Origin of the sequence: Nodosilinea sp. FACHB-131 (assembly GCF_014695395.1) — a bacterium.
Classification (GTDB): domain Bacteria; phylum Cyanobacteriota; class Cyanobacteriia; order Phormidesmidales; family Phormidesmidaceae; genus Nodosilinea.
Window position 1 is genome coordinate 101,244 of the sequence record NZ_JACJOF010000025.1, and the last position, 24,958, is coordinate 126,201.

General features: G+C 54.1%; 21 protein-coding genes. 14 read left to right on the forward strand and 7 right to left on the reverse strand.

The window, feature by feature from the left end:
- Positions 1–95: 95 nt before the first annotated feature.
- The 4 genes from H6F75_RS15660 to H6F75_RS28530 form a co-directional block, all read right to left on the reverse strand.
- The gene (locus H6F75_RS15660; RefSeq protein WP_190753482.1) at positions 96–2,102 is read right to left on the reverse strand and encodes a nitrate ABC transporter ATP-binding protein; all 2,007 of its coding nucleotides are present in this window, start codon (positions 2,100–2,102) and stop codon (positions 96–98) included.
- Positions 2,103–2,195: 93 nt separating this feature from the next.
- Positions 2,196–3,047, reverse strand: a complete 852-nt coding sequence (gene ntrB, locus H6F75_RS15665; RefSeq protein WP_190753399.1) for a nitrate ABC transporter permease — start codon at positions 3,045–3,047, stop codon at positions 2,196–2,198.
- A gap of 299 nt (positions 3,048–3,346) precedes the next feature.
- Positions 3,347–4,693: a CmpA/NrtA family ABC transporter substrate-binding protein gene (locus tag H6F75_RS15670; RefSeq protein ID WP_190753400.1), complete on the reverse strand. Its 1,347-nt coding sequence runs from the start codon at positions 4,691–4,693 to the stop codon at positions 3,347–3,349.
- Positions 4,694–5,271: 578 nt separating this feature from the next.
- Complete coding sequence (locus tag H6F75_RS28530) at positions 5,272–6,828, reverse strand: energy transducer TonB (RefSeq protein WP_190753401.1); 1,557 nt, start codon at positions 6,826–6,828, stop codon at positions 5,272–5,274.
- A 297-nt stretch (positions 6,829–7,125) separates the two neighbouring features.
- On the opposite strand from H6F75_RS28530, the gene H6F75_RS15680 reads away from it, so the two are divergent.
- The 10 genes from H6F75_RS15680 (at position 7,126) to H6F75_RS15725 (ending at position 18,025) form a co-directional block, all read left to right on the forward strand.
- Positions 7,126–7,773 (forward strand): MotA/TolQ/ExbB proton channel family protein, encoded by a 648-nt coding sequence (locus H6F75_RS15680; protein ID WP_190753402.1) that lies wholly within the window; start codon positions 7,126–7,128, stop codon positions 7,771–7,773.
- A gap of 107 nt (positions 7,774–7,880) precedes the next feature.
- Positions 7,881–8,288: a biopolymer transporter ExbD gene (locus H6F75_RS15685; protein ID WP_190753403.1), complete on the forward strand. Its 408-nt coding sequence runs from the start codon at positions 7,881–7,883 to the stop codon at positions 8,286–8,288.
- A 30-nt stretch (positions 8,289–8,318) separates the two neighbouring features.
- On the forward strand, positions 8,319–9,347 hold the full coding sequence (locus H6F75_RS15690) for an iron ABC transporter permease (protein WP_190753404.1): 1,029 nt from the start codon (positions 8,319–8,321) through the stop codon (positions 9,345–9,347).
- Between the two features lie 75 nt (positions 9,348–9,422).
- Positions 9,423–10,469, forward strand: coding sequence for an iron ABC transporter permease (locus tag H6F75_RS15695; RefSeq protein WP_190753405.1), 1,047 nt, complete (start codon positions 9,423–9,425; stop codon positions 10,467–10,469).
- Positions 10,470–10,561: 92 nt separating this feature from the next.
- Positions 10,562–11,371, forward strand: a complete 810-nt coding sequence (locus H6F75_RS15700) for an ABC transporter ATP-binding protein (protein ID WP_279308309.1) — start codon at positions 10,562–10,564, stop codon at positions 11,369–11,371.
- A gap of 35 nt (positions 11,372–11,406) precedes the next feature.
- Positions 11,407–12,393 (forward strand): AraC family transcriptional regulator, encoded by a 987-nt coding sequence (locus tag H6F75_RS29030; protein ID WP_190753407.1) that lies wholly within the window; start codon positions 11,407–11,409, stop codon positions 12,391–12,393.
- Between the two features lie 230 nt (positions 12,394–12,623).
- On the forward strand, positions 12,624–15,155 hold the full coding sequence (locus H6F75_RS15710) for a TonB-dependent siderophore receptor (RefSeq protein ID WP_199303963.1): 2,532 nt from the start codon (positions 12,624–12,626) through the stop codon (positions 15,153–15,155).
- A gap of 35 nt (positions 15,156–15,190) precedes the next feature.
- On the forward strand, positions 15,191–16,165 hold the full coding sequence (locus H6F75_RS15715; RefSeq protein WP_206754684.1) for an iron-siderophore ABC transporter substrate-binding protein: 975 nt from the start codon (positions 15,191–15,193) through the stop codon (positions 16,163–16,165).
- A gap of 169 nt (positions 16,166–16,334) precedes the next feature.
- On the forward strand, positions 16,335–16,745 hold the full coding sequence (locus H6F75_RS15720; protein WP_190753408.1) for a DUF1636 domain-containing protein: 411 nt from the start codon (positions 16,335–16,337) through the stop codon (positions 16,743–16,745).
- Positions 16,746–16,762: 17 nt separating this feature from the next.
- Complete coding sequence (locus H6F75_RS15725; RefSeq protein ID WP_190753409.1) at positions 16,763–18,025, forward strand: MFS transporter; 1,263 nt, start codon at positions 16,763–16,765, stop codon at positions 18,023–18,025.
- 45 nt (positions 18,026–18,070) lie between these two features.
- On the opposite strand, the gene H6F75_RS15730 is transcribed toward H6F75_RS15725, so the two are convergent.
- Together H6F75_RS15730 and H6F75_RS15735 are read right to left on the reverse strand one after the other, a co-directional pair.
- A complete protein-coding gene (locus H6F75_RS15730) occupies positions 18,071–18,499 on the reverse strand; it encodes an EamA family transporter (RefSeq protein ID WP_190753410.1) in 429 nt (142 codons plus the stop codon).
- A 24-nt stretch (positions 18,500–18,523) separates the two neighbouring features.
- A complete protein-coding gene (locus H6F75_RS15735; protein ID WP_190753411.1) occupies positions 18,524–20,515 on the reverse strand; it encodes an ABC transporter ATP-binding protein in 1,992 nt (663 codons plus the stop codon).
- Between the two features lie 83 nt (positions 20,516–20,598).
- On the opposite strand from H6F75_RS15735, the gene H6F75_RS15740 reads away from it, so the two are divergent.
- From H6F75_RS15740 to H6F75_RS15750, 3 genes are all read left to right on the forward strand, one after another.
- Positions 20,599–20,982 carry a four helix bundle protein gene (locus H6F75_RS15740; protein ID WP_190753412.1) on the forward strand — a complete coding sequence of 128 codons (384 nt, stop codon included), beginning with the start codon at positions 20,599–20,601 and terminating at the stop codon, positions 20,980–20,982.
- 255 nt (positions 20,983–21,237) lie between these two features.
- Positions 21,238–21,795 carry a hypothetical protein gene (locus tag H6F75_RS15745; protein ID WP_190753413.1) on the forward strand — a complete coding sequence of 186 codons (558 nt, stop codon included), beginning with the start codon at positions 21,238–21,240 and terminating at the stop codon, positions 21,793–21,795.
- Positions 21,796–21,980: 185 nt separating this feature from the next.
- On the forward strand, positions 21,981–22,832 hold the full coding sequence (locus tag H6F75_RS15750) for a VanW family protein (protein WP_199303965.1): 852 nt from the start codon (positions 21,981–21,983) through the stop codon (positions 22,830–22,832).
- Positions 22,833–23,333: 501 nt separating this feature from the next.
- Here the strand turns inward: H6F75_RS15750 and H6F75_RS15755 are convergent.
- Entirely contained in the window at positions 23,334–23,639 is a 306-nt protein-coding gene (locus H6F75_RS15755) for a hypothetical protein (protein ID WP_242020041.1), read from the reverse strand.
- A 713-nt stretch (positions 23,640–24,352) separates the two neighbouring features.
- Between H6F75_RS15755 and H6F75_RS15760 the strand changes: the two genes are divergently transcribed.
- On the forward strand, positions 24,353–24,874 hold the full coding sequence (locus tag H6F75_RS15760) for a hypothetical protein (RefSeq protein ID WP_190753414.1): 522 nt from the start codon (positions 24,353–24,355) through the stop codon (positions 24,872–24,874).
- Positions 24,875–24,958 lie beyond the last annotated feature (84 nt).

Below are 24,958 nucleotides of genomic sequence, written 5' to 3' on the forward strand. Positions count from 1 at the left end.
AATAAACCCTGAGGTTCCAAACCCTGACTTGGATGAATAAGGAGATAGCGTCACCCATCCACCCATCCACCCGCCTACCCCCCACTCTCTTACCCCTACGCCGCCAAAGCTGCCACTCGCCCATCAAACACCACCTCGGCAATAGTGATGTCGCGCTTGATAGCGAGGCTGTTGAGGTAGCCGATCGGGTCTTGGGCGTCGAAATCGGTGCCGTCGAACAGGTGAATGCTGCCGCGCGTAAATTTGGCGTCGAGCAGGCCCAGTTCGCGGGCGGCGGTGCTGTAGACATCGACCCGTACGATACGTTCGAGAATCTCTAGCCAGTTGCGAGGGAAGGGAACGTCGCCCCAGCGAGCAAGCTGGGTCATGTGCCAGAGGTGCTCGGTGCGGCTGGGGCGGTTAGCTCCGTCGCCAAAGAACAGGTGGTGGGCGTACTCGCGCATGGGCTTTTGTAGCTCGCAGACTTTGGTGTTGGGGTCGCCCAGGTGAATGTAGTCGATTGGGGTGCCCAGGTAGGCTCGCTGGGAGAGAATCTGGCGAATCTCTAGCTCGTTTTCGGGGTCGGCGCAGTAGCGGCAGGCGTCGAGCAAGGCCTTGGTAAGGGCGATGTGGGTGTTGGGGTAGGCGGCAGCCCAGTCTTCGCGCACGCCGAGCACCTTGCCGGGGTGGCCGTCGTAAATTTCGCGATCGGTGGCAATGGTAAAGCCTACCTCGTCCATGGCAGCGCGCAGGTTCCAGGGTTCACCGACGCAGAAGCCGTCGATCGCGTTGTTCTTCAGATCCACCACCATCTGGGCTGGGGGAATGGTTTGCAGCGCCAGGTCGCGATCGGGGTCGATGCCGCCCGCCGCTAGCCAGTAGCGTAGCAGCAGGTTGTGCATCGACGACGGATGCACCATACCCATGCGGTGCTGAGTTTCGGGAGTGCGGTGCAGCATATCGCGAAAGGCATTCAGGCTATGGACGCCCTGCTCGTAGAAGCGCCGCGACAGAGTGATGGCGTTGCCGTTTCGGGTCATAGTCAGCGCACTGACCACGGGCAGCGGAGTATTCTTGTGGCCGCCGAGAGAAAACCACAGGGGCATCCCGGAGGGCATTTGGGCCGCATCTAGGTAGCCTCCAGCGATGCCGTCCACAATGCCGCGCCAGCTGGTTTCGCGGGTCAGGTTGACTTCCTCCAGGCCGTGCTTGGCAAAAAAGCCTTTTTCCTTGGCGATCGCCACCGGAGCACAGGCGGTCAGTGGCACAAAGCCAATGTCCAAGTTCACCTTCTCTAGCCCGTGGCGAGCCACCGCCGTAGTTTTTCTGGCCCGCAGCTTCTTGATCCGCTTTTGCTGGTTGAGGAAGTAAATAATTTCGCTGCGCAGACTGTAGTAGCTGGGGTGCTCTACCACTTCCATGCGCTGGCGGGGGCGGGGAATATCAACCTCTAAAATGTTGCCAATTTCGGCACCGGGGCCGTTGGTGAGCATAACGATGCGATCGCTGAGCAGCACCGCCTCATCCACATCGTGGGTAACCATCACGGCGGTAACGTTGTTCTCATCGCAGATCCGCATCAGCTGGGTTTGCAGATTACCGCGCGTCAGGGCGTCCAGCGCTCCAAAGGGTTCATCCAGCAGCAGTAGCTTGGGGCGAATGGCCAGGGCGCGGGCGATCGCCACCCGCTGCTTCATCCCCCCCGAGAGCTGGTCGGGCCATTTGTCGGCAGCATGCTGCAAGCCCACCAGGTTAATGTGCTCTTCGACAATGGCGCGGCGATCGCCCTTGGGCATGTCGCCATAGACCGAGTTCACTGCCAGAGCAATGTTCTCGCGCACCGATCGCCAGGGCAACAGCGAATAGTTTTGGAACACCACCATGCGATCGGGGCCGGGTTCGGTGATTTTCTTGCCCTCCAGGGTGAGCACTCCCGAGCTGGGCAGCGAGAGGCCAGCAATCATATTTAGCAGGGTCGACTTACCACAGCCCGAGTGGCCAATAAAGGAAACAAATTCGCCTGTTTTAATCTTTAAATCAATGCCTTTAAGGGCGATATATTCACCACCATCAGATAAGGAAAAGATCTTATTAACCTGGTCTACTGCCACCAATAAGCTCATAGTTCTATCCTCGCGATCGTCGTAGAGTAATGCCGTAGGGTGGGCAATGCCCACCACCTAAATTTGCAAAAGTTGAATAACCCTACAGGTCTTCTACTTTCTAGCCGGAGCAATCTTCATCTGCAAAAAGGCGATCGCGCGATCGAGCAGCAGCCCTACAAAGCCGATATAAAACACCGCCAAAATAATTTCGCTGATGTAGTTCTGCTGGTAGGCATCCCAGATAAAGAAACCGATGCCCACAATCCCCGACATCACAATTTCTGCCGCAATAATCGCCAGCCAGGCCAGACCGATTGCAATCCGCAGCCCGGTAAAGATATAGGGCAGCGCCGACGGAAACAGAATGTTTAAGTAATAGTCTTTGCGAGACAGTTGCAGCACCTTGGCCACGTTGTCGTAGTCCTCAGGAATCTGCCGCACGCCCTCAATGGTGTTGATCAAGATGGGCCACACGGCCGTGATGAAAATCACGAAGATGGCGGCGGGTTGGTTTTGTTGCAGCGCCACCAGGGCGATGGGTACCCAGGCCAGGGGTGCCACCATCCGCAAAAACTGAAAGATTGGGTAGGTGGCCTTATTGAGCCAGGGGCTGGTGCCCACCAAAACCCCGACCGAAATACCGACCACAGCCGCGGCGGTGTAGCCTTGGGCCACCCGACCCAGGCTGGCCCAGGTCTGCCAAAAGAGCCCCTTATTTAACCCGCCCAGATCGTAAAACGGGTAGAGCAGCAGCTCACGGGTTCGAGTGTCAGTCCAAAGGCTGAGGGGGCCTGGTAGCCGAGTTAGCCCCGACGACGACACCAGTTGCCAGATTGTTAAAAATACCGCAATACCAATGATAGGGGGAACCAGGTCAGGGCCGCGCTTTTGCCAAAACTGCTGGACCGAAGCCAGAACTGGGTTAGGGCGCGCCTGCTTGCGAACTTGAGAGTGAGTAACCATAGTTGCCGTACCTAAGCTAAAAGGAAAAAATCACAAACGCTTTGAGGAGGAAACCCACCTCGGCCTTTCTTTGGGGAGACCGGCCGAGGTAGGCTGGTTCAGGCACCGAGGCAAGAGGGAATGGGGCTGCTGTGGACGATGGACCCCATGCTCTCGCCTCTGGTCATCTCTCTCTGAACCAGTGCTGTTGGAAGGATTAGGGGTAGATGGGTGAATGTCTGGATGTGTAGATGGAGAAAGGAGTTAAGCATGATCACCCACCTACCCATCCACCCGCTTACCCATCTACCCCTCTCCTCCTAGACCCGCTTAATCTGAAGGCTGTTGAGGTATGCCTCAGGGTTAGCAGGGTCAAACTTGATGCCGTCGAAGAAGGTTTCAACACCGCGAGACGTATCGGCAGGAATGTCGGCGGTAAACCCTGCTTCGGTAGCAGCCTCGCGCCAGAGGTCTTCGCGGTTGACGGCGTCGACAATGCGTTTAACGGTGTCGATGTCGGCGAGCTTATCTTTGTGGAAGCCCCAGCGCAGACTTTCGGTGAGAAACCATAGGTCGTGGCTCTTATAGGGATAAGAAACGCTACCCTTGGGGTCTTTCCAGTACAGCGGCCCAGCATCAAAACTATTGATGTCGGCCTTGCCATCGCCCATGGCGTAATTGCCTTTGAACGGATTCGTCAGCACGTCGGGAGGAATGTTGAAGTAATTGCGACCAGCGGTGATCTGCACTAACTCATCGCGGTTTTCGGGCTTATCGGCCCATTGTTGGGCCTCCATAATGCCTTTAAGTAAGGCCTTGGTCGCTTTGGGGTTAGCATCGACCCAATCGGCTCGGATTGCCAGGTATTCCTCAGGATGAAAGGCCCACATTTCTTGGGTCAGTGCTCCCAAGAACCCAACTTTGTCGCTCACAATTCGATAGGGCCAGGGATCACCGGTGCTGAAGGCATCCATGGTGCCGTTGCGCATGCCCTGCAACGTTTCGGCGGAGGGCACTGTCAACAGTTCAATGTCTTGGTCGGGGTCAATGCCGCCAGCAGCGAACCAGTAGCGAATCCAAAAATCCTGGTTGGCGTTGGGAAAGGTGAAGGCTGCCTTAAACTTGCGGCCCTGGCTAGCAGAGAAACCCTTGATGTAGTCTGCCGCCCCAGAGAGATCTAGCCCAAAGCCTTTACCTTGGTGCAGATTGGCAATAGCAATGCCATTCCCTTGGGTGTTGAGCATAGCCAACACATACATAGGAACTTTTCTGCCGTCGGTAATAATGCCTTCGCTGAGCAGATGGGGCATGGGCATTTGCCACTGGCCACCGTCAATGCCGCCTCCGGCAGAACCAATGGTGACGTTATCCCGCGCAGCGGCCCAGCTTGCCTGCTTGGCGACTTCTACCTCGGTCATGCCGTACTTGGCAAAAAAGCCCTTTTCCTGGGCAATGATCAGCGGGGCCGCTTCCACGATGGGAATGTAGCCCAGCTTGACTTTAGGGGTCTCAGGCGTGTCAGCGGCGGATAAGGGAGCAGCGGCAGCTACCGGCGAGGCGGTAACCGTAGCCGATGGGGGATTGCCCAAACAGCCTTTGAGCAGCAACGAACTAGCCGCCGATACACCAGCAGTAGCCAGAAACTTGCGACGCGAATAACCGGACATAGAACCTCCTTTCAGCAATCTCCGCGGGGGGAGCGCCGGTAGCTAAATGACTATGAGTTAGTTGAAAAGCTGTGGGTGAGCAGACTAAATCACAAGGCTTACGCCCCAGTGAGCATAGGGCTTTGGCCAGAGAGAACATTTAGAATGTGGATTGACTAAAGTCAATTGCACATTCCCTTTGCATGAAAATGAGTCTATAGCTATTTTCACGTCAGTGGATCATCTTGAAGCGCAGGTTTGCAATGCAATTTTTAATTCAATTGATAGGTTTGGCTTATTTAGAGTGATTTATCTATAGCTTCAATTAATGGCGAAGCCACATATACCGGCGTGCACTCGGTTAGTCGTGGCCATACGTTGTCTCATGAAACACCCAGAGAATGACGCTGAAGATGTCGAGCCTCGCGCTGACCGGGGTTGGGCCAGAGCAAAACTTGAGAATTAATGGGCGATCGCACCTGCCTGTCACAGATTCGCTGCTGCACAAAAAGAACGCGCCCCGCGTCGGAAACCAACGCGGGGCGCACCAAGACAAACAAGACTTGGCTTCAGAACATAAGTTCAACCTTGCTCTACATCTACTCCCCAGTCGGTGCAGCCGACGGAGCCGGCTCCGCCGCTGGCGGAGGACTAGCCGGGGGTGGTGAGGGTGGTGCAACTGGCGCGGGTGGCGGAGCCGCCGGAGCAGCCGGAACGGGGGCTGGAGGAGCACTGGGCGCAGGTGGAGGGGTAGGCGACTGCACCGGAGGCGGGCTCGCGGGTGCTGGCTCTGGCTCTACAGGCTCTGGCTTCGCTGGTTCCGGCTCCGCTGGTTCTGCCGGTTCTGCCTCTGCGGGCTCTGTCTCTACGGGTTCTGGCTCTGCTGGCTCTGGTTCTGACGTCGCTGATGGGGTTGGGGTTGGGGCTGGCTCAGCGGCGTCAACAGGTGGAGCCGGCGTGGTCGTTGGTTCGGGGCTCGGCTCAGTTGCTGCTGTCTCGGGAGTGGGGGTGGCCTCTGGCGGTAGCTCTACCGCCTGGCGATCGCCCCGACGACGGGCATCGCGGTTGCGACGCGACCCTTCAATGGTTAGGTCATACTCGATGGGAACGCTGGCGCCGCCGCTGACGGGTTGAAATTGTGAGTTGCGGGCGGCCTGAATGGCAGCCTGGTCGATCGCCGGGTTGCCACTGGAGCGAGTCAGGGTGACACTGCGAACGCTGCCATCGGGATTGATATCGACGCTGACCATGGGTTGGCCTTCAGCACCAGCATCTAGGGCGCTTTGAGGATAAGCGGGACGCACGCAGTTTTGACAGGCTACAGTGCGCGACCCCTGGCCCGTGCCACTACCGCTGCCACTGCCACTGCCACTGCCGGTACCGTTACCACTGCCACTACCACTGCCGCTGCCCGTGCCACTACCGCTGCCACTGCCGCTACCTGTGCCGCTACCGCTGCCACTGCCACCACTGCCGTTGGAAGGAGCAGTGGCGACTCCATTGCCGTCTCCAGCAACACCATCTCCAGCAGCAGCTGAGTCAGCGGCGGTCTGAGCTTGTGCATCGCGCAGACGCTGCAAAAAGTCGCGCAGGTTTTCAGCTTGAGATTCCGTAGACTCAGCAGTTAGAGCTTCTTGCTCTAGGTCTTCTGTTTCTGAGGTTTCTGGCTCAGTCTCTGGTTCTTCTTCTGAGATTTCTGGCTCAGTTTCTGGCTCTTCTGTTTCTGAGATTTCTGGCTCAGTTTCAGGTTCCTCAACGACTGAATCGGCTTGGGTATTTCGCTCAGGTTCAGGCTCCGATTCAACCCGCTCTACAGGAGGTGCGACTCGGGCAGGGGCAGGGGGTGCTGTGACCTGAGCTGCCGTAAAGTTGCCGCCGGCACCTCCGCCTGGTGCGGAGTCATTGACTTCGGTGCTGATTTCAGCGGGCAGGTTTGGGTCGGGAATGGCTTCAGGTGTATCGGGCAGGGGTTCGACGACAACCAGCTCAATTGGCTCAATGTCATCGGCAGCCAGCCTCTGCCAAAAATCGAGCTGACTGAGACCAAGACCTACCCCATGCACTCCCACGGAACCTAAAATTCCCCAAAGCAGAATCTTGCGGAGTTTTTGCTGCTCATGCTGGTGTTGTTGACTGCAAATCTCTGAAAGACTCATTAGTGCTTGCCCAAGTAACGGCAAAAATCTTCTTAGCTATATTACACAATCGGCAAGCAGTTGCATTAAGACCGACATTTTTAATGCCGGATTATCCTTAAAGACGATCACTAAGAGAATCGAGATTTTAGTCAAAAGCACCCTTGGGCAAGGTTTCTATACGTTTGCGTCCTTAATTTGCTCCCCGAAATTGCTGCCAAGCCTAGACATGCTGTTGAAAATAATCCTAATTTAACCTTGACATTGGCTCGCAAATCGGAGTGAATGCTTCTTGACACCGTTTTTCAACAAAAGCCTATGGGTACTATTTTTGCAGCGGGCGGCATCGTCATGTGGCCACTGCTGGGGTTCTCGATTCTGGCGATCGCGCTCATCGTCGAGCGGACGGTCTTTTGGTTTCGCATCAATCGCCGCCAGCGTCCAGTGATGCAAGACGTTTTGCGCACCTATCGGCAAGCCCCGATGGATGTGTACCCCAAACTGCGGCAAAACGTGAATCTGCCCACGGCCCGCATTTTCCTTGAAGCCTTAGAGCTAGAAGGTGCTAAACCCAGCCAGTTTCATTTGGCCCTGCTCAGCGCTATGCAAGCTGAGCTACCCCATCTGCGCCGGTTTAATACAGTTTTTGCCACAATTGTCACGCTTTCGCCGTTGCTGGGTCTGTTAGGCACTGTTTTGGGTCTAATTGCAGCCTTTAGTGCCTTAGGGATTGGCGACGTCAACTCGAATGCGGCTGCCGTGACGGGTGGTATTGCCGAAGCTCTAGTCTCAACCGCTTCAGGAATGGTTGTGGCTATTTTCACGCTGCTGTTTGCCAATCTTTTCAGGGGTCTCTACAAGCGGCAGGTATCGTTGATTCAAGAGTACAGCGGGCAACTTGAGATCCTCTATGAAACCCACTACGACCGCAAGACTCAGCTTAGGGAAGAGACCTTTGCCAGATAGGGAATAGGTGTCAGGTGTTAGGTACCGGATATAGGTCAAGAAACTATACCTGGCACCCATCCACTCCCCACTCTCCTACCCATCCACCCTCCCACCCATCCACTCCTATGTCCTACCTTCCTGAAGAGCCAGAAGAAGAGTTTGAACTCAACGTCGTGCCCATGATCGACGTTATTTTTGCGATTTTGACCTTTTTTATTATGTCGAGCCTGTTTTTAACTCGCTCTGAAGGGCTGCCGGTGAATTTGCCTAAGGCGGTCAGTGCTGAAATGCAAAAACAAAATCAGATCACCGTAACGGTGCAGGAGTCGGGAGACATTGCCTTGAACAAAGAGGCGATCGCCTTGGAAAAGCTGCAAACTGGCGTGCGTGATCTGATGGGCACATCCCAGGAATCAGTGATTGTGATCAACGCCGATGAAGCCGTTAACCACGGTCGCGTGATCGCGGTTATGGATGAACTGCGGGCGATTGAGGGTGCAACCTTGGGGATTGCAACTCAGCGAGGAGAGTAGGGATCGGTTCAGCGTTTTCGACGAATTGATATGAATGCAAAGACGGTGCAACCCCAATCCCTAGCTCTCTCTAAATCGCCAGTATCTCTAGCGCTGGGGTTAGGGCTGGGCAGTGGTCTTTTGCTGGTTTGCCTACTGTGCAGCATTCTGCTGGGAGCGGCGGATATTAGCCCCGAAACAGTGTGGCAGGCCATTTTTCAGTTTGATGGCTCGACGGAGCACCTAATTATTCGCACGGTGCGGCTGCCCAGGGCATTTCTGGCAGTGGTGGTGGGAGCGGCGCTAGCGGTAGCGGGGGCGATTACGCAGGGGTTGACCCGAAATCCTTTGGCAGCGCCTGACATCTTGGGCATTGATATGGGAGCAGCACTGGCAATGGTGCTGGCGATATTTTTGCGGGGTAGCGGCGGCAGCTATGTGGGGTTTGCCTTTGCAGGGGCCGCGATCGCCGCCATCACCGTCTACTGGATGGGCTCCATGGGCCGCAGTGGCCTCACACCGCTGAAACTGGTGATCGCTGGCTCGGCCATTTGGTATCTGCTCAGCTCGCTCACCTATGGCATTCTCATCCTCAGCCAGCGCACCCTAGATGAAATTCGCTTTTGGCTAGCCGGGTCGCTGGCCGGGCAGGATCTGGCCTCTATGCTGCCAGTGCTGCCCTACATCGCGGTGGGGCTAGTGGCTTCCCTGGCTCTAGGGCGACAGCTGACGCTGATGAGCCTGGGAGAAGAGGTAGCCCAGGGCTTGGGGTTGCAAACGGCTTGGGTAAAGGTGGGAGCGGCGATCGCAGTCGTTCTGCTGGCGGGCAGCGCCGTCGCCTTGGCTGGCCCCATTGGTTTTGTTGGCCTGGTGGTGCCTCACGTGGTGCGTTTTGCCGTCGGTGTCGACTACCGCTGGATTTTGCCATACTCAATACTTTTTGGAGGCATTTTGCTGTCGGTGGCCGACCTCGCTGCGCGCCTGATCATTCGCCCCCAGGAGCTGCCGGTAGGCATTATGACGGCACTGGTAGGAGCACCATTCTTTATTTATTTGGCCAGGTCGAAGCTCAAGCGGTAGGGCACAGGTTGATGGTGGGCAATGCCCACCCTACCAAGCTTAAAACTTAAACCCGACACCTCAAACCCTTTCCCCATGTCCACTACAAAACCCTGGATCTCCCTTCGACCCCGGCGATTCCCGCTCTCTTTTCGGGTTGATCGCCGTGTCCCTGTGGTGCTGGTGGCGCTGCTACTGGTTGCTTTACTGTCGCTAGTGCTCAACGTTAGCCAGGGAGAATATCCAGTGCCGCCGCTGGAGGTGGTGAAGACGATTTTGGGCTTCTCAGCGAACCCTGACTACGCCTTTGTGATAAATACCCTGCGACTGCCCCGCGCCCTGGTGGCGCTGCTGGTGGGGATGGGGCTAGCAGTAGCGGGGGCAGTCTTACAAGGCATAACCCGCAACCCCCTAGCCGCTCCAGAAATCATCGGCATCAATTCAGGAGCCAGTTTAGTGGCGGTGGCGCTGATTGTTCTGTTCCCGCAGGTGGCGACGGGCTGGCTACCGATCGCCGCTTTTTTGGGCGGGCTGGTGGCGGCGATCGCCCTCTACCTGTTGGCCTGGAATGGTGGCAGTTCTCCCATTCGGTTGATTCTAGTAGGCATTGGCCTGACGGCTCTGACTGGTGCCCTCAGCAACCTGATGATAACTTTTGGCGAAATTAACACGGTCAGCCAGGCGTTGGTGTGGCTGACCGGCAGCGTCTACGGCCGCAGTTGGGAACATTTTTGGCCGCTGCTGCCCTGGCTAGCCATTTTTTTGCCGCTGACCATGGTGCTGGCTAGAGATCTCGATACCCTCAACCTAAGCGATAACCTAGCCCAGGGGCTCGGCAGCCGAGTGGAATGGACCCGCAGCCTGCTGCTCCTCTGCAGCGTGGCGCTGGCTGGGGCGTCGGTGGCCACTGCTGGCACGATTGGGTTTGTCGGCCTGATGGCTCCGCACCTGGGGCGGCAGCTGGTAGGGCCTTCCCACGCAGGGCTAATTCCGGTGGCAGCTCTGACCGGGGCCTGCATTGTTGAGCTGGCCGACTTGGTAGGCCGCCTGGCCTTTGCCCCCATCGAGCTACCCTGTGGTTTGATTACGGCGGTAATTGGCGCGCCCTACTTTTTGTGGCTACTCTACCGCGATGGTCGGTGACCGGCCCAAGGGGGCCATCGCAACCAGTAAGGCGAAGAAGATCGAAGGCAGAAATTCAAAATTCAAAACTCAAAGTTCAAACCTTCCCCATGCTGACTAACACCGCTACCCAAATCGCCCTCACCACCCGCAAGCTCACCCTGGCTTACGACGGAAACGTAATTATTCAGGGGCTTGATCTGGCCATTCCCCAGGGGCAGATCACCACGCTGGTAGGGCCAAACGGCTGTGGCAAGTCAACGCTGCTGCGGGGCATGGCGCGTCTGCTCAAGCCTCAGGGCGGCACGGTGTATTTAGATGGCGATGCGATCGCCCACCTGCCCACCAAAGAACTGGCCAAACGCCTGGGCATGTTACCCCAAAGCCCCGCCGCCCCAGAAGGGCTAACCGTGCGCGAGCTAGTCGCCCAGGGTCGCTACCCGCATCAAACCTGGCTACAGCAGTGGTCGAAGGACGATGAGCTGAAGGTGGAGGAGGCGATCGCCACCACCCACCTGCACGAGTTTGCCAATCGCCCCCTCGATACCCTCTCCGGCGGCCAGCGCCAGCGGGCCTGGATTGCCATGGCCCTGGCCCAAGACACCGAAACCCTACTGCTGGATGAGCCCACCACTTACCTCGATCTGGCCCATCAAATTGAGGTGCTGGATCTGCTTTACCAGCTCAACCGCCAGGCCAAGCGCACCATCGTCATGGTGCTCCACGATCTAAATATGGCCTGTCGCTACAGCCATCATCTGGTTGCTCTGCGCGACGGACAGGTCATCGCCCAGGGTCAACCCGCCGCAGTGGTAACCGAAACCATGGTGCAGCAGGTTTTTGCCTTGAAGAGCCGCATTATTACCGACCCCGTGTCTAACACCCCGCTATGCCTGCCCATTAGCCAGTCTATCGAGAATTAGTCTTATCATCGTGTCAGTAGGAGGACCAGCGGCTTGTGACGATTACCTTTCAGGATGGCGAATTGCGCCAGCTCCTTCGAGAGCATGTTCAGCACACGCAGCCAGAGCTATTGGCGAATGAAAAAGACCAAACCCTAACCTATCCTGACTGGCTAGGTACTGGCTACAAGCGCGATGTTGGCCTGCCCAGCGGTATTGATCTAACCCTGCATCGCTACCGTTTGCATCAAAATCTAGTGCAAACCTGTTCGCCCCAGCAAAGCAGCTGTTTTGAATTTGTCTTTAGCCTGACAACTCACAGTCAATACAACGAAGGGCCGGTATTTTGCGATCGCCACGCCCATCTGCTTGGCCCAGAATGGCAAGACAGCCGTTGGCGAGAATTTGCGGATCAAGATTATCTAGCGGTCGATATTCACCTCGACCCATCCTTGCTAGCGGCGTTAACTGAAAGTCATAGCGACAAGCTACCAAAAACGCTGCAAACCATGCTGGCGGGAGAACACAAATTTCCCTTTGTTGACCCCATCTCGATCACCCCAGAGATGCAGACTGCCCTCTGGCAAATCCTACAGTGCCCTTACCAAGGAATAACCCAAACCCTTTATCTGGAGGCTAAATCCCTCGAACTGATTGCTCTTTTTCTAGACGCAATCGACGATGGGGTCACCGCTAAGCCTATCCTTCATCAAGGCGATCTAGAACGTATCCACCAGGCGCGACAAATTTTGCAAAGCAACCTTCAAACTCCCCCTTGCTTAGTCGATTTGGCACGGCAGGTGGGCCTCAACGATCGCAAGCTCAAAGAAGGATTTCGTCAGGTATTTAACACTACCGTTTTTGGCTACCTCACCCAGCAACGGATGGAAAAAGCTTGCCAACTACTCGGGCAACAGCGTTCCGTTGCGGCTGTTGCGGCGATCGTTGGTTACGCCAGCCCAACCGCCTTTAGCGGTGCCTTTCGGCGCAAGTTTGGGGTGACGCCAAAGGCGTATCAGTTAGCAAGTTGTCGGGGAGCTTAGAGGTTAGGTTTACGGCTGAAGATGTAGGGCCTACGGCTGAAGCAGTAGCCGTGGGCTCGGCGCTTTGCGTGACTATCTTCTTGCTGCTTCAAAAAGTCCCGATTGAAGAGAAAAAAGTCCGGGTCGCAGAGAAAAGCCCTGCCTAAACCCCATAGTCTAAAGTTGGCTTAATTGAGAATGCTTCTCGTTTGTAAGCGCCGACGAACTGATGGCTAGTTGTGGTGTGGAGCATGATGACTTCGAAAACCTTCGGTTTTGGACTGTTTGTAATGAGTCTGCTGGCGGGCGTGACCGCCCCTTTGGCTGGAGCAGAGTCACTATTTCAAGAGGCTGAGCCAGTTCCAGCGTCGGCCCAGAACCTCGACTCAGCGGCACTCACTGTGGAGGAGTGGATCGCCCAGGAACAGAGCGCCGCAGCGGTGATTAACGACGTGCAAATCACTGATACTGCCGGGGGCTTGAGAATTGAACTGGTCAGCGATCGCCCCTTGGCGATCGGCACCTCTCGCACCGAGGGCAACGCGCTGATTGCTGATATTCTCAATGCAACGCTGGAGTTAACTGACGAGGCTGCCGCCGAGCAGTTTGCCCCTGCGGAGGGCATTGCCCTGGTTCAGTTAACGAGCCTGCCTGACGGCACTGTGCGGCTGTCCATTACCGGCACCGACGGGCCGCCCACGGCCCAGATTGACACAGCCGCAGGAAACTTGGTCTTTAACATAGCGCCAGGAGTTGCCCAGCTTGACGGTGCTGAAGACGCCATTCAAATCGGAGTTACGGGCCAGGGGCAACAGGATTACCGAGTTCCCAACGCCGCCGTCGGGAGCAGAACCGATACCCCCCTGCGCGATTTACCGTTTTCGGTGCAGGTAGTGCCCCAAGAACTTCTGCGAGATCGCCAGGTACAAAGCGTCAACGAAGCCTTGCGGACGGTGGTGGGCGTTACCCCCGACAACTCGTCTCAGTCGGCCTTTGAGGGCTATACCATTCGCGGATTCTCGGGTAGAAACATCTTGCGTAATGGATTGCGAGATGACACCAACGTGACGTCTCGCATCGCGATTCCTAACATTGAGCGGATTGAGGTTTTGAGAGGTCCAGCGGGAGCCTTGTTTAGCCAGGGTTCCCCCGGTGGCACCGTCAACATTGTGACCAAAAAGCCGTTGGCAACCCCCCACTACATTGTAGAGGGAACGGTTGATAATTTTGACACCTATGGCGGCTCCATAGACTTTACCGGGCCGCTCAACCAGTCTGAAACCCTGCTCTACCGCCTCACTGCCGGTGCTTCTAGTTCGTCAACCTTCATTGACTTGTTTGAGCGCCGAAACTATGTCATTGCGCCCACTATCAGTTGGCAAGTTGGACCTAACACCCAAATCAACTTTGAAGGCGAGTATACGATTTCTGAACAGCCCAACGATCGCGGGCTGCCCGCAGTGGGCACAGTGCTGCCTAACATCAATGGTCAGCTGCCCCGCAACCGATTCGTTGGAGAACCCAATAATGATTTAGATAAAAACGATCGCTACTTGCTGCGGCTTGGGTACACCCTTGACCACCAGATCAATCCTGACTGGCAACTGCAAAATTCGTTTCGAGCTAGTTTTCAGCAGACGCCCCAAAATTCACTTTTCCCAACGGCGCTGCTTGATGACCAGCGCACGTTAGAACGAAGTATTTTCAGCACCAGTGATCAATCTCAAGATAACTACTCCTTTGATACCAACCTGACCGGCACGGTGCAAACGGGCAGCATTTCCCATCGACTCTTGCTCGGCTTTGATGTCAACCGCGATATCTATGCGTCCAGTAGTCAAGAATTTAGCCTTGATCCCATTGACATCTTCAACCCAGTGTATGGAGTAGCTCAGCGGCAATTCATTGCTGACTATCCGAGAGAGCCCTTTATTACTAACTCGGTAGGAGTTTACGTTCAAGATCAAATCGACCTATTGCCTCAGCTAAAACTGTTGTTAGGTGGACGGTTTGACTTAGTGAGTCAGCAAACGCTCTTTGTCGATGGGTCAGAAGCTTTCCAGGACGATCAAGCGTTTAGCCCGCGTTTGGGGTTAGTCTATCAACCCAGTGATGAACATGCGCTTTATGCCAGCTATAGCCGCTCGTTCTTGCAGAGCGTGGGCACAGCCTTCGACAATACTCTCTTTGAGCCTGAGCGAGGCAACCAGTACGAAGTTGGAATTAAATCGGACTGGCTTGACAACCGGCTGTCGACCACTTTGGCACTCTATCAAATTACGCGGACTAACGTATTAACAGAAGACCCCATTAACCCCAACTTCTCGGTGCAGACAGGGGAGCAGAGAAGTCGCGGGGTTGAACTCATGGCGATGGGTGAAATTTTGCCGGGGTGGAACATTGCCGCTGGCTATGCCTATACCGATGCCCAAATTACGGCCGATAACACCTTAGCCGTGGGCAATCGCCTCAGCAATGTGCCAGAACATGCCGCTAGCCTTTGGACAACCTATGAGCTGCAATCGGGAGCACTTCAGGGGTTAGGCTTTGGCCTAGGGCTGTTTTATGTGGGCGATCGCCAGGGCGATTTAGACAACTCATTTCAAGTGCCAGGCTATACCCGCACCGATGCCTCTGTGTTCTATAGGCGAGATGATTTTCGGGTTGGGTTAAACATCGAGAACCTATTCGATATCACCTACTTTGAAGCCGCAGAAAGCCCGCTGCGCGTTTTTTACGGCGCGCCTTTTACCATTAGAGGCACGGTTTCCTGGTCATTTTGAGGATGTTGAATGAGCGGTTTGAGAACGTAAAGCTTATGACCTATAAATCTTGGTGGCGACGTATTCAACTATTCTGGGTCGGAGTCTTGATGGTAGCTCTAATCCAGAGTTGTACTGGTTCAGAAAACCAACCGCCTGCGAGTTCAGCGCCCGAGTCGTCAAACTGCCACATGGTTCGCCATGCTTTGGGAGAAACCTGTGTGCCAAATCAGCCGCAGCGGGTCATTACCCTGAGTGTGCCTAGTCTGGGAGATGCGATCGCCCTAGGGGTTAAACCAATCGCCACCATTGTCTATTTTGACGAGCCACCACCTTACCTAGCAGAACATCTAAACTCGATTCAAATATTGGGCCAAGAAGAACAACCCAATCTTGAAAAAATAGTGGCCTTAAAACCCGACCTCATTATTGGCATCAAATATTCTACCGAAGCCATTTATGATCAGCTAGCGCAAATTGCCCCTACAGTCGCCGATGACTGGGAAGGGTATCCCTCCTGGCGTCAGCACGTTGACTTTGTTGCTAACGTATTGGGAAAAACAGACTCAGCTCAGCAGGTTTGGAGTCAATACAACCAACGCATTGAGTCTTTGAAGGGTGCCCTAGAAAGTAGCCAGCAAAACCTAGAAGTCTCCTTTGTCCACACGTGCTGTGGCACGATTGACCTGGACTTAAAAAATTCTTTTAACGGCAGCATTCTGGCCGATGCAGAGTTGCGTCGACCACCGGCTCAAGCTGTACCAGTTGCTGGTGGCCTTGTGAAATTGTCTGAAGAACGACTGATGGATATTGATGGCGATGTTCTATTTGTTGCCACCGATGGCCCTGAAGCAGCTCAGACAGTCACTGAACTCAAACAAAATCCGCTATGGCAGCAGCTGAGGGCTGTTCAGAACGATCGAGTTTACTCAGTTAACTATCCAACCTGGAGAGGCGGCAATCCCCTGGCTGCGGATGCGGTAATAGACGATTTATTTAAGTATTTAGTGGAAGATAAGCAGCCAGCTTGATTGGCGTATTCCGTTAGAGTCGTCTATGTTTTAGCGGCTTAAATGCTTGTAAAAAAGCTTTTTCGCCCTGTAAATTTTTGCTCTTGGGCAGATGGGTTTGTGTTGGGTGCTAGCCCGTATACCATCACCTCCGAAAACACCTTTAACTAAAGTAGCCTCTGGACCAGTCATGTCAAAATCCACACTCTTTATTTGTCGCTCTTGTCATCACTCAGAGCAAAGGCCTCCAGAACAGCCTGCGGACGGCACAGTTTTGTGCGATCGCATCCAAGCCTTGCATCAAACCTGGCCGCGCCAGTCAGAGCTAGAGGTTCGTGGCGTAGATTGTCTGTGGACTTGCGATCATCCCTGCTCCATTGCGTTGGCGGCAGACAGCAAGTCAACCTACGCCCTGGCAAAAGTCTTAGTCAAAGACGGCAACCATAGCAAAATTGCTGAAGCAGTTCTGCAACTGAGTGAACGCTATCTCGATAGTAAGAGCGGCACCATTCCCTGGAAGCAATTCCCAGAGGTCTTAAAAACTGAGTTTATCGCTTGCGTTCCACCCACAACTTCTAGCGATTTAAACGAAGCATCCTAAGGCTATACATTAATTTTGTGCGTACTTTTACGATTATTTGGCTCGGTCAGCTCGTCTCGACTATTGGCAGCTACATGACCGAGTTTGCCCTCACTGTCTGGGCCTGGGAAGCTACCGGATCGGCCACTGCCCTAGCGTTGGTGGGGTTCTTTTCTCAGCTTCCTCGCATCCCCATCACCCTTTTCGCAGGGCTGATTGTCGATCGCTTCAACCGTAAGCACCTGATGATGCTGGGGGATGCTGTCGCTGCCCTCTCCACAGTTGGCATTGGCCTACTTTACTTAACAGGTGACCTACAAATTTGGCACTTGTATCTAGCTACCACGCTAAATGGTGGCTTTTGCCAAATTCAAAGTTTGGCCTATCAGACCTCAATTTCTAGCCTGGTGCAACCCTCTCAACTAACTCGGGCCAACAGCATGAACTCGGCAGTACATTACGGGGCGGCTATTTTTGGCCCGGCCTTAGCTGGGGTGCTCTATCCGCTAGTGGGCCTGCTGGGGATTGTAGGGATTGATATGGCGAGCTTCGGCGTGGCGATCGCCACGCTCCTCTTCCTCCAAGTTCCTCAGCCTTTGCCTCCAGCTACCGTTGAAATTGAAACGCTGTCGACTAAGCTGACCTTTGGCTTTCGTGAAGTTTGGCGACAGCCTAGGCTGCGGGCCTTGCTGCTGATCAGCACCCTGTTTTGGTTTTTCCACGATCTGGGTGGTGCCATCTATGAACCCATGATTTTGGCCCGGTCCAACGGCAGCGCTCAGGTGCTGGCCAGCACTGCAACGGCAGCCGGCGTTGGCGGTGTAGCTGGGGCAGTCATTCTCAGCGTTTGGGGTGGCCCAAAGCGAAAAGTGGGCGGCATGCTGGCCGGATTTATCGGGGCTGGGTTGAGTAAGACGGTATTTGGGCTGGGGCGATCGCCCCAAATCTGGGTGCCGGCTCAGTTTTGCTCGTCGCTCAACTTTCCTCTGCTGGGCAGCTCCGAAACAGCAATTTGGATGACCCAGATTGCCCCTGCACAGCAGGGCCGAGTCTTTGCCGCCAATGCCCTGGTGGTGCAGGTCGTGAGTGCCGGGGCAGCCGTGATCGCTGGCCCTCTAGCAGAGCACATCCTAGAGCCAGCCATAGCCCCTACGGGATATTTAGTCGGCATTCTTGGCGGCTTGGTGGGCACCGAGCCTGGTGCAGGAATGGCACTGCTTTTCGTGGTTTGTGCAATGGCTATGGTGGGAGTAGGGCTGGGCGGTTATTGGATACCAGCACTGAAGCGAATTGAAGCTTAGGAAAATTCCACCGAATCAGTTAACCCCAAGCAGGAGCAACATTAATTACAGGACTAAAACCAAGGTTCCAGCTAACACCAACGCCGTGCCCACAACAACCTGAATCGTTAACGGTTCACCCAAAAACCAAACAGACAGCAATAGTACCAAAATCAACCCAGACTTATCTACAGGCGCGACTAAAGAGGCATTGCCAAGCTGTAGGGCCCTAAAGTAGCAAAGCCATGACAGTCCGGTCGCTATTCCCGACAGTACCAAAAACACAAGCGTCCTAGGCGAGAGCGTCAACAGCCCCTGCAATTGCCCATCCGCCCAGACTATGCCCCATGCGAGCGCCAAAATGACCACTGTACGAATTGCCGTGGCCAAATTAGAGTTGATGTTTTCAACGCCAATTTTCGAAAAGATGGTGGTCAATGCGGCAAAAAAAGCAGAAAGCAGGGCAAAAATCCACCAAGCTTTTTCGTCGGCCATGCCGGTTAAACCTCAAGATTACGACTACGTTACAGACTCAATGCGTCCATTCTCTAAAAGCAGAATTTGATCAGCGCGCTTGAGTACCGCAGGGCGATGGGAGACGACGAGGCAGGTGGGTGGATGGGTGGATGGGTAGGCGGGTGGATGGGTAGGCGGGTTTTGGGTATCAGGTGTTGGGTACTGGGTATTGGGTTTTGCCTTATACCTTGTACCTTGCACCCTATACCGTTCACCCCCCGCCTCTTCTCTATTCTCAAATAACTGCTCCCAAAGACGTTGCTCGGTTTCGACATCGAGGGCGCTGGAGAGGTCGTCGAACACCATCAGGGCGGGCTGGCGCAGCAGCATGCGGGCGGCGGCGGTCCGTTGTTTTTGCCCCCCAGAAAGGCGAAAGCCGCGCGTGCCGATTAGGGTCTCTAGCCCCTCGGGCATTTGGGCGAGATCGCGATCGAAGACGGCGGTGGCGATCGCTCGCTCAAACTGTTCTGGGCCAACGGCATCCCCTAGCCCCAGCAGCAGATTCTCCCGCAGTGAGGCGCTGAAAAGTTGGGGAATCTGCGGCGTGTAGGCGGCTCGCGGCGGCACCAAAAAATTTGCTGGGTCGAGAATCGGCTGACTATTCCAATACAGCGCGCCAGATTGCTTGGGCAGCAGGCCCAACAGCACCCGCAACAGAGTGGTTTTGCCCGCACCCACCCGCCCGGTGATCACCGTCAAACTGCCCTGGGTGAGGGTAAAACTGATGTCGCTGATGCCACCACCGCCTGGATAGTGGTAGGTCAACCCTTCGACCCGTAGCTCGTTAAGGGGTTCGGATGCGATCGCCGTCGTCATCGATGGCAGCACAGGTTGTGAGCTCAGGAGGGGTTTGAGGTAGAGGGGGTGGGGGTGGGTAAGAGGGTGAGGGGTGGATAGGTGGATGAGTGGATGGGTAGGTGGGTTGGTGGGTTGGTGGGTTGGTGGGTTCGGTTCGGTTATTTCATGGGTGCTGGTCTCGCCTACGCTCCCACGCGCCCACCCACCTACGCTCCCACGCTCCCACGCGCCCACCAACTTCCCCATGCGCTCAAAAGAGACCTCACTCTGCTTAATGGTGGCGATAAAGCCGCCGAGGAAGGCGAGAAAGTAGGTGACAAACGATAAGTAATAGACAAACAGGGCAAAGTCGCCCACGGTGAGGTCGCCTTGGGCACCGAGGCTTTGGGAGGCGACCAGCAAGATTAGCCCGGTGCCGATGCTGACGATATTCTCAAAGCCGGAGTTGAGCACGGCGGTGAAGACCTGGTCGCGCACCATCAGATCGCGGCGGCGATCGCACCTTTTCCGCAATTCCTCCAGCATTTGGGCCTCGGCCCCGGCCACCTTCACCGCTTGCACGGCGGTAAACAATTCGCCAATCAGCCCAGTGACCTGCTGAGTAGCATGGCGGCTGGCGCGGCGGTAGCGTTTGAGGCGGTGCTCGGCCTGGTGGGCCAAGAGGGCGATCGCGCACAGCGGCAAAAATACCAGTAGCGTCATCGTCGGGTTGACGCTGATCAGCAGCGCCACGGAGCCCACGGCAAACACCCCAGCGCCAAAGATCTCGTTGGTGCCCACCACCACATCCTCAATCTGCGCTGCATCGTCACGAAAGTAGCTGAGAATTTCACCGGGGGAAGCATTTTGGCCGTCGGCCCCACCCGTCGCCAGCTCGGCCCCAGGACGCTTGAGCAGTTCGTGCAGCAGATTGTGTCGCACCAGGCCACTGATCAAAAATCGGTGCTGAGTCTTGGTAATGCGCCCGATAAAAATTGCCACCACCCGCGCCAGCCCCACCGCTAGCAGCAGCCCAATCCACACCCAGGGCGAACTGCTAAGGCGAGACTCCCTAGTGAGGGTGTCAAAAAATTCGCGAATGATCAGCCCTGGCACCGCTGGCAGGCCGAGAATGAACAGCCACAGCAGCGTATCGACCCAGTAGAGCCGCTGGGCGTAGCGGATGAGCTGCCAGAGGAGGTGGGTGATGGGGGGCATAGGGGTGTGGGGGTAGATGGGTGGATGGGTAGATGGGTGGACGGGAATTATTTGGAGGGAGACGGTTAGGGAAAGGGTGGGAGATGACTAGGGAATTGGTGAGGAGTTATCGGGATTTAGAGGTTTATCAGGTGGCTTTTGCCACAGCTATGGAAGTTTTTGAGGTGTCTAAACGGTTTCCAGTTGAGGAGAGATATTCCTTGACTGACCAAATTCGAAGGTCGTCTCGGTCAGTGTGTGCCAATTTGGGAGAAGCTTGGCGAAAACGGCGATATCAAGCTGCCTTTGTTGCAAAAATCAGTGACTGCCAGGCTGAAGCAACAGAAACTCAAATTTGGCTAGAGTTTGCAGTTAAATGCCAATATTTAGATGCCGAATCCGGTAGGAACCTCTATCGCAACTACGCCCAAGTCTTAGGACAACTCGTCAACATGATCAAAAACGCTTCCACCTGGACAATCCAATAACCCATCCACTCATCTACCCATCCACTCTCCCACTCCCCCTCTCCCCCCAGGGCTCCCCGCCGGATCTTTTTGGCTGCTCAGCGGAGTTTCTGTAGAGAGCGGTTCTTGGGGCTACACCGCTGGGTTAACTAGACGCGCCGCAGGCATTGGGTTCGAGATATTTAATAGCAAAAGTGCTAGATAATACGGAAAATATAGGGTCTTATCTGACAAATCTGATACTTAATACATAGTTGTGCTGCTGAGGTATGGGTTATGAAAAAGTCGAACTCTATCCTCTGGGCGATCGCAGGCGCAGCACTTCTATGGGGAAGCGTCGCACTCGTTAGCGCCAGTGATGGAGTGTCCATGTTGGATTACGTATTCTATTTCCTTGGCGGCCTCGCTTTTGGTGCAGTCACAGTCGCCACTGCTGTTGGCCTGATAGGAAGATGTCTGAGGAAACGCGAGCGGCTGATTAAAATACTCCCTTACCCCTTCGTAATCCAGTTAGTTTTTCTTGTCATTGTCTTTGCGGGCGTCAGTTTTGATCTCGCGTTTGCGGCTAGATTTGCTGCGAGTCGCTCTGCGCTTGAGAGGGCGGCAACAGACACGCGCTCAGGGACAGGGATAGGTGCACCGACGTGGATTGGCTTCTTTAAAGTTAGCGAGATAGACAAGGCTGGCAACGCGGTACGCTTCATTATTGGTGAGTGTGGTCTGGCGGATGACTGCGGCGTCGTCTATAGCCCGGACGGTACACCTCCAATTGTTGGAGAAGATTGGTACGTGCCGATAAAAGGCTCGTGGTGGCGCTGGAGGCGGAGCTGGTAGACCGGGGAAAAGATTGTATGGGTGCTGCAACCTAACATCGGCATGCAGCAGACGTGCACCGGCAGGCCTCTCTTCATCAAGGGCTATAGCGCGCCGCTGATGCCCGACATTAGCTTTTACTCTAGATGCGGAATTGCTTGATATCTATTGAATCTATTGGGTAAATAAGTAAAGGAGTCGCCGTTTTGAAAGAATGGAAACGATCTCTACGTATTAGCCTCAAGTACGCTAGGAGCCTGCTTCGTGGCTACCCTTTCTTTTATGCTCGGCAACAAACTCCTGATCAGTCACATCTTTTCCCTCATTTATGGTGTGATTCTGTCACAGCTATTCCTGACCGTGGCAGTCCAGAAATTCGGGAAAATCGTGTCTTAAATTTGCAACTGGCTGCGAGCAAAATTCACCAACTTCAACTTAACCCTGGGCAAATCTTCAGCTTCTGTAATTGCGTAGGCGATCCAAGCTTAAGCAATGGGTTTAAGACAGGACCCGTGTTTGTGCGCGGTCAAGTGCAGACGGGAGTTGGTGGCGGACTATGCTTAATTGCTACCAACCTGTTTCATACGTTTTTGGTTTCAGGCTGCCAGATTTTGGAGCGGCACTGCCATAGCATTGATGCTTATGGGGGCGATCGCTTTTACCAGCTTGGCCAAGATGCTTCGATCGCCTATGGCTACAAAGACTTGATCGTTCGGAATCACAGTGCTGTGGCACTACAGTTGCGCTTGCAAGTGCTGCCGGAGACGGGTCAGGTGGTCTCTAGTTTATGGGGGCAGTCTCCTTGCCCCTGGAAGGTTAAGGTTGACTCTGTGGTTTTGCAGGAGTTGTTGCCTTCTTCAACAACTGATATTTCTGGTTGGATTGTTGAAACTCGACGATCTGTGTGCGATCGGGCAGACGATTCAAGAGCAGGGACTAACTCGGAAACCATGACTGAAGAACTTTCATGGCAACTTGATTATCGCGCCATTAGTGTTTACAAACCCTGTGCTGACAGCAGTTTGGAGACTCCTGTTGAGGTCGATAAAATGGTATGAGCAATGACTGTGAAAGTGATGGCCATTGTTCATGAAAGCTGTTAGTGACAAAAACCAGCTTTTCTAAACAGCGACCTCAATAAGCTATACAGCTATGCCACTTCGCTATACAGCTGTGCCACTTTGCTATACATCGGCCTGTGCAAGCTAAACAGCTGTGCCACTTTGCTATACATCGGCCTGTGTAAGCTAAACAGCTGTGCCACTTCGCTATACATCGGCCTGTGTAAGCTAAACAGCTGTGCCACTTCGCTATACATTGGCCTGTGTAAGCTAAACAGCTGTGCCACTTCGCTATACATCGGCCTGTGTAAGCTAAACAGCTGTGCCACTTCGCTATACATTGGCCTGTGTAAGCTAAACAGTTGTGCCAGTTTGCTTTACGGCGGTCTTAGTTTGTGAAACGGGCTGCTCAGTAGGCCAAGTTGCGAGCGGTGGGCTTGATGTTGGTCGCCGCCCCCGACGAAAAAGGGTGCTGCCATCGGGGGCGGACAAAGTGCATTACTCAATCAGCACGGTTTTGGTGGCGATTCGCGAAGCGATCCGTCCCGGAATCGCCATCCAGACAGTTCCTGCTGAGGAGGTTGCGCCGCTGATATCGCTGGTAGGCGGCACGGGGATGGGGTCGCTCCAGTCGTTGGGGTCGGTGTAGCCGAGGGCGTGGAGGATTTTGATGGTGCGGTCTATGCCTGCGAGGCTGCCGTAGAGCATATGGCGCACCCGCTCGGGGCGAATTTGAGGAGTACTGTGTGAAGACGGCGGAAGATGAGATGCGCCGCTGGCATCGGGTTCGAGATATTCAAACATGGGTTCTGTCTCCAGTTGTTGTTTAGGAAGACAGAACGCGAAAACCCCAGCCACCCGCAGTTGAAGTGCAAACTGTGGGGGCTAGGGTACGATGAGCCTAGCTTCGCAATCTGCGCCGTAGATTTGCGGAGTTAGCTGTCGTTGGTGTTACCAGCATCTTCAGGCAGCGCTAAAGTTTTCGAGTTCTGCGTAAGCACCGCTCTGCTGAACGGCTTAATGTAAGAGAATAGTGGTACAAAAGCTCCCCATAACCGTAGGACAGCCTTGGTTAAGAAATCCAGCATCTATGAACAAAAAAGAATCTGAAGCCTGGAGATACTTCAGCGCTCGGGCGTTCATACAAAAAATATTTCTATATTAAGATCCTATGTTCTGCGTTTAGACCAGAATCTTTCCGCCTAAAATCCATATAAAGATATTTAAGCTGATAGACTTCCACCTAAGCTCCCACAGGAGAGTATTAGGCAGAATTTTTCCCTCTAATTATGAGTTAGATCACTTGAGTTGTCTGTGAGGACAGCCGCTTGAGAGCTATCTGTAGAATGATTTCAAGAACAGAATAGACAACATATAAGTACTTTCATCAGAATCATCTAACAGCAATGTTGGGGGAGTTGAAAATATTAATTTTGGATTAAGTTTATATTTTGTACTCCTTGTAAAAGCTTTTATAACTACGCACCAGTTCTCTAAATTCTAAAGAGGAAGTTTCAATGACACGATTACTAAGACAGCCAGGTTTCATTCGACGTGGATTACTCGTTGCTTTCGTAGTTACCTTACCTGCTTCTGGCTTCTTTATTTGGCTGAGTCTCGTCTTCTTCGCTGCTCCATCTCTGCTTAATTCAGATAGTATTATCCCAGCTTATGTTGGATTTCACATTAATTATCCATATCCAAGTCTTATGGGAGCCGTGCACAATCTCCGCTGCCGCACTAACGGAGTAGTTATTCCGGATGGCTTTTCCTACTCCTGCCGCTTTAGTATGAAACCATCGAATGTTGAGCAGTTTATTCAGTGGAGGGAACTAAGCTCTACCAAAAGTAACCACTGTATAGAACGGTTAGCTAAACCTGGACCAGAGTTAGCTAAAACGAGTTGGTTTCCTCCAGAGGATTGGTGGAAACCCTTAGAATTAGTCGAAGGACAATGCTACTCAAATCCCGATCGTCACTTCACACTGTTTTATTCCTCAACAAGCCAAATTGCTTATCTAAGTCATTCTGATTACTAAGTAGCTATTTGCAATTTATGCTTTTTAAGCAAGCGATCGCGGTTTAACAATGCTTGTGCACACCGGACACAAAGAAGTTATTTG

What these genes read in the sequence shown, in the direction of transcription:
- H6F75_RS15660 (WP_190753482.1), bottom strand. Translation starts at nt 2,102, where the DNA reads ATGAGCTTATTGGTGGCAGTAGACCAGGTTAATAAGATCTTTTCCTTA.
- ntrB (WP_190753399.1), bottom strand. Translation starts at nt 3,047, where the DNA reads ATGGTTACTCACTCTCAAGTTCGCAAGCAGGCGCGCCCTAACCCAGTT.
- H6F75_RS15670 (WP_190753400.1), bottom strand. Translation starts at nt 4,693, where the DNA reads ATGTCCGGTTATTCGCGTCGCAAGTTTCTGGCTACTGCTGGTGTATCG.
- H6F75_RS28530 (WP_190753401.1), bottom strand. Translation starts at nt 6,828, where the DNA reads ATGAGTCTTTCAGAGATTTGCAGTCAACAACACCAGCATGAGCAGCAA.
- H6F75_RS15680 (WP_190753402.1), top strand. Translation starts at nt 7,126, where the DNA reads ATGGGTACTATTTTTGCAGCGGGCGGCATCGTCATGTGGCCACTGCTG.
- H6F75_RS15685 (WP_190753403.1), top strand. Translation starts at nt 7,881, where the DNA reads ATGTCCTACCTTCCTGAAGAGCCAGAAGAAGAGTTTGAACTCAACGTC.
- H6F75_RS15690 (WP_190753404.1), top strand. Translation starts at nt 8,319, where the DNA reads ATGAATGCAAAGACGGTGCAACCCCAATCCCTAGCTCTCTCTAAATCG.
- H6F75_RS15695 (WP_190753405.1), top strand. Translation starts at nt 9,423, where the DNA reads ATGTCCACTACAAAACCCTGGATCTCCCTTCGACCCCGGCGATTCCCG.
- H6F75_RS15710 (WP_199303963.1), top strand. Translation starts at nt 12,624, where the DNA reads ATGATGACTTCGAAAACCTTCGGTTTTGGACTGTTTGTAATGAGTCTG.
- H6F75_RS15715 (WP_206754684.1), top strand. Translation starts at nt 15,191, where the DNA reads ATGACCTATAAATCTTGGTGGCGACGTATTCAACTATTCTGGGTCGGA.
- H6F75_RS15720 (WP_190753408.1), top strand. Translation starts at nt 16,335, where the DNA reads ATGTCAAAATCCACACTCTTTATTTGTCGCTCTTGTCATCACTCAGAG.
- H6F75_RS15730 (WP_190753410.1), bottom strand. Translation starts at nt 18,499, where the DNA reads ATGGCCGACGAAAAAGCTTGGTGGATTTTTGCCCTGCTTTCTGCTTTT.
- H6F75_RS15735 (WP_190753411.1), bottom strand. Translation starts at nt 20,515, where the DNA reads ATGCCCCCCATCACCCACCTCCTCTGGCAGCTCATCCGCTACGCCCAG.
- H6F75_RS15740 (WP_190753412.1), top strand. Translation starts at nt 20,599, where the DNA reads ATGACTAGGGAATTGGTGAGGAGTTATCGGGATTTAGAGGTTTATCAG.
- H6F75_RS15745 (WP_190753413.1), top strand. Translation starts at nt 21,238, where the DNA reads ATGAAAAAGTCGAACTCTATCCTCTGGGCGATCGCAGGCGCAGCACTT.
- H6F75_RS15755 (WP_242020041.1), bottom strand. Translation starts at nt 23,639, where the DNA reads ATGTTTGAATATCTCGAACCCGATGCCAGCGGCGCATCTCATCTTCCG.
- H6F75_RS15760 (WP_190753414.1), top strand. Translation starts at nt 24,353, where the DNA reads ATGACACGATTACTAAGACAGCCAGGTTTCATTCGACGTGGATTACTC.